The following is a 12,936-nucleotide window of genomic DNA, read 5'->3' on the forward strand; positions in this document are numbered from 1 at the left end:
CTTCTGCTCAGTGTCATGACACTTTGTATTTGAAGTCACCCTTCTTGCCGGCGGTGACCTTGATGGCGTTGATCCGGTTTCCTTCGGCCATTGCCGCCAGCACGCTCTCGGCGATTTCCGGCAGCAGGGTTCCATTGAGGATGTGGTCAACGTTGCGCGCACCCGAGTCCACTTCGGTGCAACGTGCAAGCACGGCCTCCACCAGGCTGTCGTCCCAGCTGAAGGTGGCCTTGTGATTGGCGATGACGCGGTCGCGGATGCGGCCGAGCTTGAGCGTGATGATCTGCGCCAGCACGTCATCGTTGATGGGGTAATACGGCAACACCTTCAGGCGACCGAGGAAGGCCGGCTTGAAGGTGCGCATCAGTACCGGGCGCAGCGCGTCGGACAATGCCTCCGCGCCGGGGATCTCTTCGGCCGGCTTGTTCAGGCAGGCCTGCATGATCTGCGAGGAACCGATGTTGGAGGTAAGGATGATGAGGGTGTTGCGGAAGTCGATCTCACGGCCTTCGGCATCATCCATCATGCCCTTGTCGAACACCTGGAAGAACATTTCCAGCACGTCCGGATGGGCCTTCTCGACTTCATCCAGCAGCACCACGCTGTACGGGTTGCGGCGCACCGCCTCGGTCAGCACGCCACCCTCTCCGTAGCCCACGTAACCCGGCGGCGAGCCCTTCAGGCCGGACACGCTGTGCGCTTCCTGGTACTCGCTCATGTTGATGGTGACCAGCTTGCGCTCGCCACCATACAGGATGTCGGCCAGGGCCAGCGCGGTCTCGGTCTTGCCGACGCCGGATGGGCCGACGAACATGAACACGCCGCGCGGCTTGTTCGGGTCTTCCAGCTTGGCGGTGGCGGTGCGCACGCGTTGGGCGATCGCATCCAGGGCATGGTCCTGGCCGATCACGCGCTCGACCAGCAGGGTGCCCAGGGTACGCACGGTGCGGATTTCGTCCTTGACCATGCGGCCCAGCGGCACGCCGGTCCAGGCCGAAACGATCTCGGCGACCACCGTGCCGTCGACCTGCAACGGCACCATCGGGGTTTCGCCCTGCAGCTCACGCAGTTCGGCCTGCAACCGCGCCAGCTCGGCGTGCTGCGGCGAGAGTTCGGCCTTGGCCTTGCCGCGCTTGGCAGCCGGCTTGGCCACGGCAACATCGCCTTCGTTGTCGTCGTTGGACGGCTCGGGATCGCCCGATGCAGCCTCGCCCTGCTCCATCTGCTGGCGCAGTACGGCAATGCGGCGGGCCAGGTCACGTTCGCGGCCCAGGCGCTCTTCGTTGCTGGCCAGCACGGCCTGCGCTTCGGCCTGTTGTGCATGCAGTTCGGCCAGGCGTTCGCCATGCTGGTCGCTGCCACCGGCCGTCTCGCGCTGAAGTGCGGAAATCTCCGCCTGCAGCCGGTCCAGATGCTTGCGGGTGTCTTCGATGATCGCCGGAGTGGCGCTCTGCCCCAGCGCGACCTTCGCACACGCGGTGTCGAGCACGCTGACTGCCTTGTCCGGCAGCTGGCGGCCGCTGATGTAGCGGTGCGACAGGCGCACTGCTTCGGTCACCGCCTCATCCAGCACGCGGATGTTGAAGTGCGCCTCCATCAGCCCGACCATGCCACGCAGCATCGCCGCAGCCAGCGCCTCGCTCGGTTCCTCGACCTTCACCACCTGGAAGCGGCGCGCCAGCGCGGCGTCCTTCTCGAAGTACTTCTTGTACTCGCCCCAGGTGGTGGCCGCGATGGTGCGCAGCTCGCCGCGAGCCAGTGCCGGCTTCAGCAGGTTGGCTGCATCGTTCTGGCCGGCGGTACCGCCGGCACCGATCATGGTGTGCGCTTCGTCGATGAACAGGATGATCGGATGCGGGCTCTTCTTGACCTCGTCGATCACGTTCTTCAGGCGGTTCTCGAATTCGCCCTTGACGCTGGCGCCAGCCTGCAGCAGGCCCATGTCCAAGGTGTGCAGCTCCACCCCCTGCAGCACGTCCGGCACGTCCTTGTCGGCGATGCGGCGGGCCAGCCCCTCGACTACGGCGGTCTTGCCGACGCCGGCCTCGCCGGTAAGGATCGGATTGTTCTGGCGACGGCGCATCAGGATGTCGATCACCTGGCGGATCTCGCCATCGCGGCCGATCACCGGGTCGATTTTTCCATCGCGCGCCCGCTGGGTCAGGTTGGTGGTGAACTGGTCCAGGGCCGGCGTCTTGGACAGGCCGCCCTTGGCCTCGCCCGGCACCGCACCCTCGTCCTCGCCCGCTTCACCGCCGGCCGAGGCATCAGCGAAGCGCACGGTCTGCACCGCTTCCTGCGAGCCCTCGGTGAGCTTGGCGAAGTCGTGCTTGAGCTCGTCGCGCTTGAAGCGCACGAAGAGCTTGGAGCCCCGGTAAGCCAGCTGCGCCAGGTCGGGTTCGGTCAGCAGGGCCAGCAGCAGATGGCCGCTGCGGATGCGGGTGGTTTCCGAGTCAAGCGAGGCGATCAGCCAGGCATGCTCGAACAGCTTGGGAATGTGCTGGGAGAACACCGGAGTGCGGCTGTTGCCGGTCTTGAACTGGCTGATCTCGTCGTTGAGATCGCGTTCCAGCGACTCGGGCAGGATGCCGCTGCGCCGTGCGATCAACACGAAATCGCTCTGCGGCTGTTCCAGCAGGGCCAGGAACAGGTGTTCCAGGTCCACCTCGTAGTTGCCGCGTGCCATGCACAGGTTCGCCGCCCGTTCGGCGGCCTGCCGGCAGGTGTCGTCCAGTTTGCTGATCAGGGTCTTGAGGTTGATGCTCATGCGGAAACGCGCACTCCTTGCTGGAACCGTTCGGGGGCCGATGGCGCGGACGCCATCGGCGCAGTGTCATTGCAATGTGTGGATGCCATAGGTGGTGTCCTCGCGCGAGGTATCCTGCGGCCGGGTGCACAGGTAGCTGTCCCAGCCCAGGCGGACGCTCCCTGCGCTACCGAGTGCGCTGCCCTGTACATCCTCGGCCTGCAGCACCAGGCGAACTTCATACTCAAGAATGCCGCCGGTCAGCAGCGACAGCCATTTGGACAGCGCTTCGGCGGCACTGCCACCCGGCAGGAACGCATCGAACTGGTCGCGGCGCAGCGGCCCGATGCGCAGGCGAAGGCGCAGGTCGCGCTGCCACACCCGGTCTCCGGCCAGCGCACTGGCACCGAGCACCGCGTTGGCCTGGCCCAGGCGGGTCGCCTGACCCGGCGGCACCCGGTACCACGCGCCCACGAACTGCTCCAGGTGCAGCGGCACCTGGAAATAGTCCGACAGCACGCGCTGCATCAGCGCCGCCGAGACCGGTCGTTGCCGCACCGCGCCGGCGTAATAGGCCACCGCCTGGTCAAAGATCTCGCCGTCGCCCTCGTGCAGGCGGTCGCGCAGCTCGCTCATGCCCATGCCCAGCAACGACAGCACCAGCGGCAGGAAGCGCTCACGGCGATCCAGCTCGTACTGCAGCGCCAGGCGATGTTTCTTCCAGGCAGCGTAATGCAGTGACACCGCACGGGTGGAGAAGATGTCCAGGAACGCCCGCGCGGTCCGGTCGCGCTGGTAGAGCTCACGCAGCTGCAGGGTTTCGGTGTAGTGCAGGGGCAATGCACCGGCCGTCCCCAGCAAGCCCATGAACTGCGGCGTCAGGTGGACCTCGGCGAGTTCCTCACCATGCAGCGCCTGTTCCACGGCCTCGCGGTCCAACAGCCGCTCACCCTTGAGCGAATACACCTCGCCCTCGGCCGACAACTCGGTGGCCGGAAACCCCAGCGACAGCGAGTTGCGGAAGCGCACGCGCATCGGCACCGCCTGGCCGGGCTTGACGCCCTGGCGCTGGAACACCTGCTCAAGCAGGCGCACCGCCTGGAAGAACTCGAAGCGGTGTGGTTCGGCCAGCAGCTGCTGGGCTACGCCAGGATCGATTCGCCGCTGCGCGCTGGGCATCGGACGATCTCCTCTCCGCTGTCGCCGGATACCAGCACCAGTCGGGTAAAGCTGTTGGCATGCACGTAAAGTGCAAAGAAGTGGTCCATCACCTGGGCGAAGGCGGCCACGCCGGTTCCCACGAAATGGGCCTCATTGATGGTCAAGCGGATTTCCAGGCCACGCACCACCGAGGCGAACTGGCGGCCGTGCATCCAGGTGGTCACCGGCGTCTGCTGCAGCTCGAGGATGCCGTCGATCTGGCGGGCCGACACATTGCTGCCGGACAGGTCATACAGGCGCAGCATCTCCTTCAGTGCCGGAAGCCCGCTGGCAGTGAGCGACAGCTGGTTCAACGACAGGTGCGAAATCAGGCGCCACTGTGCGTTGCGGCCGTGGCGGAATCGCAGCGGCTTGGTCGGCTTGCGCAGCAGGCTGATCGCCTTGGCCGGGCTGCCGCCCTCGATGGTCAGGTCGCCCCCGGCCACGCCGAACGCCAGCTGGTTGGGCAGGTCGCGATTGCTGCAGGTCAGCTCCAGGCTGACCGTATCGGTCTGCGGCAGTACCGGATTGAACGACAGGTCGACAAAGCTGATCTCGGTTTCGAAACCCGGGCTCTGCCGCGCGATGTCTTCGTCCCGCCGCGCCACCCAGTACTGGCCGGTGCGCTCGGGGTCTTCGCCATGATGCAGCGAATAGAACGGCCGGAATGCCTGGATCAGCTCGCCCTGCGGCGTCTGCCGGATGCGGTGCACCGAGTCGATTGAATGCACTTCATAGGCGAACGCGCGGCGTGCATCCGCCAGCACCGGGTAGTTCACCGTACGATGGGTGACACGGATCGGCTCGCCGCTGGTGCGGAACAGATTGACGATGGGGGTGCAGCCAAGTCGCACGTTGTGCCCGCCCAGCTCCTCCAGCACCATCGCATTGCCCCGGTCCTGGCCCTGGGCGTGCAGCACCAGGTGAAGGGTGAAGCGTCGGCTGGCACCCGCCGTCACCGACGGCAGGTGCAGGTCGACAAAGCCGAATTTCTCGGGATAGGCGAACAGTTCGGTCAACAGCCGATAGGCCGGGTGCGAGCGCGCCGGAAAGTCGATCAGGGCCTCATCGTCGGCGAACCCGACCGGGCTCAACGGCACGCTGTCCAGGCGCCGCCAGCGTCCGTCGCCATCGGATTCGACGTAGGCCGCCTTCACGCCAAGCATCAGGGCATCGCGCAGCGCAGCCCTTACCGACGGCTCGCCATCGAGGAACAGGCGCAGGCGATCGGTACCCAACTGGTGAAAACCCAGCTGATCGGACAGCAGCTGGAAGCCCATCGAGATCTGGCCACCGGTTCCGGCCGGCAGGGTCGTCGCCATTGGCGCATCAGCGACGCTGCGATACACCACCTGCTGCACGCCGACCGGCGCCAGCACCACATCGTAGGCCGTACGGAAATCGCAGGGCACGCCCCGGACCGGACGGCTCTGGACGGCGGTTCCACGCGCCACGCGTACCGGCGCGCTCAGTTTGGAGGCCACCCCTTCGGTATCGAAATGGGCGATCGAGCAGGAGGGGAACGGCCGCAGATAGTGCGGATAGAGCACATCCAGCAGTGCGTCGGTGAACTCGGGATAGTCGTCCTCGATGCGCTTGGATACGCGCGCACTGAGCAGCGCGAAGGCTTCGATCAGGCGCTCGACATGCGGGTCCTGGCTGCCCTCGGCGGAGAGCTGCAGGCGACCGGCGATCTTCGGGTAGCGCTCGGCGAACTCGCGCCCGTAACGGCGGAGGTAGCCCAGCTCGCGCTCGTAGTAAGGCAGCAGGTCCTGCATCAGGCGGCCTGCGTGCGACGTGCGCGGGTGACCTGGTACTGCAGGGTCGAGGGTTGCAGCATCGCATCGAAGCTGACCGGCTCGCGCGCAGGCTCCAGGTCGAGCAGCGCATGGATGGTGAAATGCAGCCCGCCGGCAAACTGGTTGCCCGCATCCAGATGGACGTTGACGTTGCGCAGGCGGCGCTCATGGCGCGCCACGGCCTGCTCCAGCGAGCGGCAGATGGCAGCACGATCGTAGGCGTTGGCCAGGCTCATCGCGGAGAAGTCCGCCAACCCGTAGGTCAGCAGCGATTGCCGGCAATTGGGGAATTCCTTCATGTCGCCTTCCTGGAACGCGGCGCGCGAGTTCAACAGCCCCTCCAGGTCGCGGGCGATGGATTCCTTGTACTGCTCCAGCGAGACGGACTTGAAGACCGGCCCGGCGCCCGTCTGCTTGGGGGCGTCGTCGAACAGTTTTTCCAGCAGGCTGGGTTCGAGTCCCTTCATTGGTCGATCCACTCAGGTTCGGCATCCGTGCGGGCGGCAGCGGTGCATCAAAGGCAAGGCCGTTCCTGGCCTTGCCCGGCGATCAGACTGCGATGGCGCACGAGGCGCCATCGCAGCGACACAACATCACACGGTGTAGTTCGGGATGTTCTTGGTTGCACTCCACTGCGCGACGGTCTTGCCACCAACTCCGCCTTCCGGCTTCTGCTGCTGGTAAGTCCACTTGATGGCGCCGAAGCTCAACTGAACAACTTCCTGGGGCATGCCTTCCTTGTCCACCGTGGTGGTGACGCGGTGAACCAGCACGTTCAGCAGCTCGACCGTGTAGTAATTGATCGCGTTGCCGTCCTTGTCGGCGCGCATGAACTGGATCTGCGCCTTCGGGAAGGTGGTGCCGTTGGAGGCGGCCTGGTTGAGGGCCGTGGAGGCGAGGTCGATCGACTTGGTGATTTCGATCGGGGACAGGTTCACGCGGGCTGCGGTGGTGCCGCCGGAGGTCGACGCGGTGGCCGAACGCGGCTGCAACAGGTCCTGCGAGAACGACTGGATTTCGATCCAGTCCTTGTGCTTGTCGTCGTGCGACTCGCCCTTGATGGTGTCAATCGAGAGGAAAGCGTGCTGCATATCTGGTCTCCTAAATTCCGTTCTTCCGTGAGATTTGATGTGCCAGGCGCGGGCCTGGCGGTTAAGGGGGGCTACGCCCTCTTGAAATAAGCGTCACTGCAATCCGGGGAGCGGACTCCCCTGGACGCTTCAGTTGAAGCAAATCGTTACGACTTTTTCGCGGACGCCGGCAGTTCGGCGACCAGACGCAACGAAACAGACAGCTCATCGAGCTGGAAATGCGGCCTGATGAAGGCCACCGCGCGGTAGACACCGGGCTTGCCCGGCACCTCCGAAACCTGCACAGAGGCTTCACGCAGCGGGAACTGCGCCTTGGCTTCCTGCGACGCGTTGTCGTCCAGCAGTACGTACTGGGCAATCCAACGGTTCAGGAATTCCTCGACGTTGCCCGCCGAAGCGAAGCTGCCGATCTTCTCGCGCATCATCGCCTTGAGGTAATGGGCGATGCGCGAGACCGCGAAGATGTACTGCAGCTGTGCAGACAGGATCGCGTTGGCATTGGCCGAATCGGTGTTGTACTTCTTCGGCTTCTGTGCCGACTGTGCGCCGAAGAACGCGGCGTAGTCGGTATTCTTGCAGTGCACCAGCGGCATGAAGCCGAGGTCACTGAGTTCTTTTTCACGACGATCGGTGATCGCCACTTCGGTCGGGCACTTCAGCGCCACTTCGCCATCGTCGGTGCGGAAGGTATGGGTCGGCAGGTCTTCGACCAGGCCACCGCCCTCCACGCCGCGGATGGCCGCGCACCAGCCGAAGCTCTCGAACGCCTGGGTCAGGCGCGCGCCCATCGCGTAGGCGGTGTTGCACCACAGAAACTTGCTGTGGTCGGCCGCTTCGATCTCTTCGACGAAGTTGAACCCCTCGACCGTGGTGCCGTCCTTCGGGTTGTACGGCAGGCGGCCGAGGAAGCGCGGCATGGTCAGGCCCACGTAGCGGCTGTCCTCGCTCTCGCGGAACGACTTCCACTTGGCGTACTCGACGGTGTCGAACACCTTGGCCAGGTCACGCGGCTTGCCCAGGTCGGTGAATGTTTCCAGGCCGAACATGCCTTCGCCGGCTGCGGAAATGAACGGCGCATGCGCCGCTGCGGCCACGTGCGACATCTGCTCGATGAAGTACATGTCCTCCGGCTGGCGGCCCAGGAAGTAGTCACCGATCAGCGCGCCGAACGGTGCACCGCCGAACGTGCCGAATTCCTCCTCGTAGACCTTCTTGAACAGCGCGCTCTGGTCGAAGTCGATGGCCGACTTGAAGTCCTTGACCAGGTCCTTCTGCGGCGAATTGAAGACCTTGATCTTCATGTTCGGGCCAGTGGAGGTCTGCTGGCACAGGTAATGCAGGCCCCGCCAGCTGCCTTCCAGCTTCTGGAACGGCTCGGCATGCATGACCGCGCTGAGCTGCTCGGAAATGATCCGGTCGATCTCGGCGATGCGTGCGTCAAGGGTCAGGTTGAGGTTGTCGGAGACCACCACGGTGCCGTCGAGGACTTCCTTCGCCAGGGCGGCGATGATGTCCTTGGCGCGATCATGCTCGGTCTTGGACTTGGCGACCTTGCTCTTCTCGACGATCTGGTCGAGCAGGCCCGCCTCTTCGGTTTCGACGGCCTGGGCGGCCAACTGGCTGGCTTCAGCTGACATGGGTCAGTCCTCCTTGGTCACGCCGAGCTTCTTCAGCTGCTCGGTGTTGTTGAGCACATCGGTCAGCAGGTCTTCCAGCTTCTCGTTGCCAGCCAGCTTGTTGCGAAGATCAGCCAGCTTGGTACGGGACTCGAGCAACCGGCGCAACGGCTCGATCTGCTCCACCACCGATTCGGGGCGGAAATCCTCGATCGAATTGAACTTCAGCTCGACGCCGAACTCGCCACCTTCGTCGCTGATCCTGTTCGGCACGCGATACACCGCGCGCGGCGCGATGCCTTCCATCACTTCATCGAAGTTGTCCAGATCGACGTTGACGAACTTGCGATCCTTCACCTTCGGCAGCGGCTGCTCCGGGTTGCCACTGAAATCGCCCATCACGCCTACCACGAACGGCAGTTCCTTCTGCTCGATCGCGTCACCCTTCTCCACATCGTAGGTGAGCTGGACGCGCGGCGGGCGGATCTTCTGCAGCCGCTTCTGGATGCTTTCCTTCTTGGCCATGAGTGTCTCCTGACTGGGGCCGGTTCCGGATCAGTTGCCGATGTTCTGGAACGGATCGGAGGTGTTCGAGCGGGCAGCGGGCTTGGCCGGCTGCGTGGCGGCGGGCTGCGCGTTGGCGGCCGGAGCGACGGCACGACCTGCGCGGGCGCGGCTGCGCGGCTTGGGCTTGGGCGTCGGATCGAGAATGGCATCACCCATGGTGTTGCGCAGGGTGGTGGCCAGCGTCTGTGCTTCCTTGCGTGCGGTGTCCGACGCCAGTGCACCACGCCCCTGCAGGCGGGTGAGCGACTGGTTGGCAACGCGGAAACCGGCAACGGTGATCACGCCATCGGCCACCAGATCGTTGGGATCGCGCTGAAGCACCTCTTCCGCCGCGACGATCGCGCGGGCGTACTGGCCCTGATCGAACTGCAGCTGTGCGATGCGCACCCACGGCTCCTTGCGCGTCGGGTCGGCCTTGGCCGCCACTTCGAACGCGCTGATTGCGGCATCGGCACCGCCAGCGGTGACCTGCGCCTCCGCGTTGCTCAGCGTGGTTTCGAACGGCACGACCTCGGCCTTCTTCGGTGCCGATGCGCAGGCCGCCAGGCCCGAGAACATCATCAGCGCGAACATCGGCCGGTATACAGCCTTCCCCATTGCCTTCACTTCCATAGTGATCCCTCGTCGAAATTAGTTCCTAAAGGAAGCCGAATCTCCGCCGATACAACACACGGGATTCCTGCCCCTGTCGGCGGCAGTGTACATTCGCGAATACGCGCCGGTATAGTGAATTTCGTCAAGAATATGGCGAATCCGGTAGACACACTCTTCACATCCCGATGTGATATTCGCGAGCAAAAACGCATATACGCGCACCTTTTACCCCGCACTCCGAGCCCGCCGACTGCACATGAATGCGCAACTTTTCCGATTCCGCCGCGTGATCTCCGTCACGATTTTCTCCCTGATTATGTCCGGCTCCCTGACAGGTTGCGCCAGCGACAGCAAGTTGGGTAAAGCGATGGACAAGACCCTGCAGGCGGTCGGCATCCGTGAGGAAAAGCCCCAGGCGCCCCCGACCGTCCCGCTTCGCCTGTACGCCGGCAGCAACCTCAATGCCGGCAATGACAAGCGGGCCACTGCCGCGGTGGTCAAGATCTACCACCTGCGCAGCCTGCAGCGCTTCGAACAGGCCCCCTTCAACGCCTTCCTGGACCAGGCCGGCGAGCAGGCGGCCCTGGGTGCGGACCTGCTGTCGGTCAACGAAGTCGTACTGACCCCCGGCGCCCGGCAGGAATTGTCCGAGCAGTTGAGTGAAGGAAGTGCAGTGCTTGGCGTGGTCGCCCTGTTCCGCGCCCCGGCCGAGAATCGCTGGCGGCTCGCATTCGACACCAAGGGCAAGACACTGCCGCAGGACGGGGTCACCATCGGCGTCCATGCCTGTGCGCTGACCAGTGACAGCAAAGCCTTGTTGACGCGCATTTCCGGAGATCCGGGCAGTCTTGCATCAATCCGTTGTGCAGGCGCGAAATAGCATCGCGCCGGAATTCTGGCACCCAAATTCGTCGATGCGATAGTATCGCCGGTGCAAGGTTTGCCCCGATTCGCTGAATGTGCGAAGTGATTCACATTTTCACATTACTGGATGGGGATTTTTGTCGCAGCGGAGCGCGACGATAATGGAACCGGCCCACCAGGGCGATTTTTTCGAGCTATTTCCAAGGATTGAACGTGGCTTATGTAAGCAGGATGTCGAAGGTACTCTGGGGTGAAGGGCTGTTCCTGCGCCCCCAGCATTTCCAGCGTCAGGACGCCTATCACGAAGCGCGGCTGCAGGACCTTTCGCAGACGCTGCATCCCTACGCCTGGGGTGCGCGTCGCGTGCGTTTCGATCCCCATGCGCTGTCGGGCGGCACGCTGCGCCCACTCGACCTGTCGGCCGTGTTCCCCGACGGCGAGACCTACGACGCGCCGGCCCATGACAGCCTGCCCGATGCGGTGTCGCTGCAGGATCTGCCGCCGGGCGTGCAGTCCACCGTGGTCTACCTGGCATTGCCACTGCTGCGCGATGACGGCGCCAACTGCGCCGATGCCGAGGGCACCGCGCTGGCCCGCTACCGCCAGGCCAATCGTGACACCCAGGACCTGTTCACCGATGCGGTGGAAGCCGAACTTGCGTTCCTCAGCAAGGCGGTGAAGCTGCTGACCGATGATCAGCCGCGCGATGCCTACGCCACCGTGCCGGTGGCGCGCGTGCGGCGCACCTCCAGCGGCGGCTTCGAGCTGGATGACGAGTTCATCCCGCCGTGCGCGCAGCTGCAGGCCTCGCCGTTCCTGCACCGCGAACTGCGCGCGGTGCTCGACGCGCTGCAAGCCAAGGTGGACGCACTGTATGGCCTGCATCGGCAGACCTCGCAGAACATCATCGAGTTCCGCTCCGGCGATATCGCCTCGTTCTGGCTGCTGCACACCATCAACAGTTCGTTCAGTTCGCTGGCGCATCTGCTGCATCATCCGCAGCTGCATCCCGAGCGCCTGCACCAGGAACTGCTGCGCATGGCCGGCGCACTGCTCACCTTCTCCAATGCCTACCAGCTGGGCGACCTGCCGGTGTATCGCCACGATCAGCCGGAAGCCTCGTTCCGCAAGCTGCTGGAGATCGTGCGCGCACTGCTGGATACGGTGATTTCCACGCGCTACTTCAAGATCGCGCTGAACGAGATCAAGCCGTCCTACCACCTGGGCCGGCTGGACTCGCAGCGCATCGATGGCAACGCCTCGTTCTACCTGTCGGTGTCGGCGTCGCTGCCGGCACAGGAACTGATCCAGAGCGTGCCAGTGCGATTCAAGGTCGGCGCTCCGGATGACGTGGAGAAGTGCGTGCTGTCTGCGTTGCCGGGCGTGAAGCTGGCCCATGCCGCACAGGTGCCGGCAGCGATTCCGGTGCGCCCTGGCAGCCACTACTTCGAACTGGACGCGCGCGGCGCGCTGTATGAGCGCATGCTCAAGGCGCAGTCGGTGATGATCTACGTGCCGGCCGGCATTGCCGAGCTGAAGATGGAACTTGTGGCGGTGACCTCATGATGAATTCCCCCCTGCCCCCGACCCCGGGCCCGATGCCGTCGCTGACCGCCAACGGCGCGATGGCCAATCCCACGCCGCAGGCCGCCAACCCGCAGAGCCTGCAGGACCTGATGTCCGACGGTTTCTACCTGCTGTTGCTGCTCAAGCGCGGGCAGCTGCCGCATGATGCGGAGAGCTTCGTGCAGACGGTGCAGAAGTTCCTCGATGGCGTGGAGCGCAATGCGATGCGCCTGGGCGTGGCGTCCGAGGATGTCTACGCTGCCAAGTACGCATTCTGTGCTGCCGTGGACGAGGCGATCCTGTCACAGCCCTCGCCGTTGCACGAGACCTGGGAACGCAACCCTCTGCAGCTGCGCCTGTTCGGTGAGCACCTGGCCGGCGAGCATTTCTTCGACCGCCTGGAAGAGCTGCGCCGACAGGGCGCCGCGCGCCTGCCCTCGCTGGAGGTCTACCACTACTGCCTGCTGATGGGCTTCGAAGGCAAGTACCGGCTGGAAGGCACCGAGAAGCTGGGCTACCTGACCGCCCGCCTGGGCGATGAGATCGTCTACCTGAAGGGCAAACGCCACGGTTTCGCACCTCACGCGCTGCCGCCGGACAATGTTCGCCACAGCCTGCGCCGCGTGGTGCCGTTGTGGCTGCCGGCGGTGGTGGTCGGCTGTTTTGGCATCTTCGCCTTCTTCGGCATGCGCACCTATCTTGGCCATGAGACGCGCCAGCAGCTGGCGGCCTACAACGACGTGGTGCAGATGCCCGAGCGCACTGCCCACATCACGATCACCCTGCCATGAGCCTGATGATATGGACATCCCAAGCTCCGCACTGCTCGCATCCCTTGCTTCGCTGTCCCATCGCGAACGCCTGATCCAGCTGAAGGGGCCCGAGGAAGGCCT

11 protein-coding genes are annotated in these 12,936 nt (G+C 64.5%); 3 read left to right on the forward strand and 8 right to left on the reverse strand.

From position 1 onward, the window contains the following. Positions 1-13: 13 nt before the first annotated feature. From tssH to N7590_RS14340, 8 genes are all read right to left on the reverse strand, one after another. The gene (gene tssH, locus N7590_RS14305) at positions 14-2,767 is read right to left on the reverse strand and encodes a type VI secretion system ATPase TssH (RefSeq protein ID WP_279935672.1); all 2,754 of its coding nucleotides are present in this window, start codon (positions 2,765-2,767) and stop codon (positions 14-16) included. 66 nt (positions 2,768-2,833) lie between these two features. After that, positions 2,834-3,925 (reverse strand): type VI secretion system baseplate subunit TssG, encoded by a 1,092-nt coding sequence (tssG, locus tag N7590_RS14310; protein WP_164240450.1) that lies wholly within the window; start codon positions 3,923-3,925, stop codon positions 2,834-2,836. Beyond that, the gene (gene tssF, locus N7590_RS14315) at positions 3,889-5,724 is read right to left on the reverse strand and encodes a type VI secretion system baseplate subunit TssF (protein ID WP_279935673.1); all 1,836 of its coding nucleotides are present in this window, start codon (positions 5,722-5,724) and stop codon (positions 3,889-3,891) included. Before tssF ends, tssG begins: the two co-directional genes overlap by 37 nt. Next, a complete protein-coding gene (gene tssE, locus N7590_RS14320) occupies positions 5,724-6,212 on the reverse strand; it encodes a type VI secretion system baseplate subunit TssE (protein WP_006465264.1) in 489 nt (162 codons plus the stop codon). The genes tssF and tssE overlap by 1 nt, the downstream gene beginning before the upstream one ends. A 126-nt stretch (positions 6,213-6,338) precedes the next feature. After that, on the reverse strand, positions 6,339-6,836 hold the full coding sequence (locus N7590_RS14325) for a type VI secretion system tube protein Hcp (protein WP_006465355.1): 498 nt from the start codon (positions 6,834-6,836) through the stop codon (positions 6,339-6,341). Between the two features lie 146 nt (positions 6,837-6,982). Next, a complete protein-coding gene (tssC, locus tag N7590_RS14330) occupies positions 6,983-8,473 on the reverse strand; it encodes a type VI secretion system contractile sheath large subunit (RefSeq protein ID WP_006465400.1) in 1,491 nt (496 codons plus the stop codon). 3 nt (positions 8,474-8,476) lie between these two features. Further along, positions 8,477-8,977 carry a type VI secretion system contractile sheath small subunit gene (tssB, locus tag N7590_RS14335; RefSeq protein ID WP_006465402.1) on the reverse strand — a complete coding sequence of 167 codons (501 nt, stop codon included), beginning with the start codon at positions 8,975-8,977 and terminating at the stop codon, positions 8,477-8,479. Between the two features lie 30 nt (positions 8,978-9,007). After that, the gene (locus N7590_RS14340; RefSeq protein WP_232281380.1) at positions 9,008-9,616 is read right to left on the reverse strand and encodes a tetratricopeptide repeat protein; all 609 of its coding nucleotides are present in this window, start codon (positions 9,614-9,616) and stop codon (positions 9,008-9,010) included. Positions 9,617-9,869: 253 nt separating this feature from the next. On the opposite strand from N7590_RS14340, the gene tssJ reads away from it, so the two are divergent. From tssJ to icmH, 3 genes are all read left to right on the forward strand, one after another. Next, positions 9,870-10,493 carry a type VI secretion system lipoprotein TssJ gene (tssJ, locus tag N7590_RS14345; protein ID WP_053511780.1) on the forward strand — a complete coding sequence of 208 codons (624 nt, stop codon included), beginning with the start codon at positions 9,870-9,872 and terminating at the stop codon, positions 10,491-10,493. Positions 10,494-10,708: 215 nt separating this feature from the next. Continuing rightward, entirely contained in the window at positions 10,709-12,043 is a 1,335-nt protein-coding gene (gene tssK / locus N7590_RS14350) for a type VI secretion system baseplate subunit TssK (protein ID WP_053511779.1), read from the forward strand. After that, positions 12,040-12,834, forward strand: a complete 795-nt coding sequence (icmH, locus tag N7590_RS14355; RefSeq protein ID WP_195842670.1) for a type IVB secretion system protein IcmH/DotU — start codon at positions 12,040-12,042, stop codon at positions 12,832-12,834. The genes tssK and icmH overlap by 4 nt, the downstream gene beginning before the upstream one ends. The last annotated feature ends 102 nt before the right edge of the window (positions 12,835-12,936 follow it).

This window comes from Stenotrophomonas sp. GD04024, from assembly GCF_029837545.1.
Taxonomy (GTDB): domain Bacteria; phylum Pseudomonadota; class Gammaproteobacteria; order Xanthomonadales; family Xanthomonadaceae; genus Stenotrophomonas; species Stenotrophomonas forensis.

Excerpts from the sequence above, each read along its gene's own strand:
- tssH (WP_279935672.1), bottom strand. The coding sequence starts at position 2,767 with ATGAGCATCAACCTCAAGACCCTGATCAGCAAACTGGACGACACCTGC.
- tssG (WP_164240450.1), bottom strand. The coding sequence starts at position 3,925 with ATGCCCAGCGCGCAGCGGCGAATCGATCCTGGCGTAGCCCAGCAGCTG.
- tssF (WP_279935673.1), bottom strand. The coding sequence starts at position 5,724 with ATGCAGGACCTGCTGCCTTACTACGAGCGCGAGCTGGGCTACCTCCGC.
- tssE (WP_006465264.1), bottom strand. The coding sequence starts at position 6,212 with ATGAAGGGACTCGAACCCAGCCTGCTGGAAAAACTGTTCGACGACGCC.
- N7590_RS14325 (WP_006465355.1), bottom strand. The coding sequence starts at position 6,836 with ATGCAGCACGCTTTCCTCTCGATTGACACCATCAAGGGCGAGTCGCAC.
- tssC (WP_006465400.1), bottom strand. The coding sequence starts at position 8,473 with ATGTCAGCTGAAGCCAGCCAGTTGGCCGCCCAGGCCGTCGAAACCGAA.
- tssB (WP_006465402.1), bottom strand. The coding sequence starts at position 8,977 with ATGGCCAAGAAGGAAAGCATCCAGAAGCGGCTGCAGAAGATCCGCCCG.
- N7590_RS14340 (WP_232281380.1), bottom strand. The coding sequence starts at position 9,616 with ATGGGGAAGGCTGTATACCGGCCGATGTTCGCGCTGATGATGTTCTCG.
- tssJ (WP_053511780.1), top strand. The coding sequence starts at position 9,870 with ATGAATGCGCAACTTTTCCGATTCCGCCGCGTGATCTCCGTCACGATT.
- tssK (WP_053511779.1), top strand. The coding sequence starts at position 10,709 with ATGTCGAAGGTACTCTGGGGTGAAGGGCTGTTCCTGCGCCCCCAGCAT.
- icmH (WP_195842670.1), top strand. The coding sequence starts at position 12,040 with ATGATGAATTCCCCCCTGCCCCCGACCCCGGGCCCGATGCCGTCGCTG.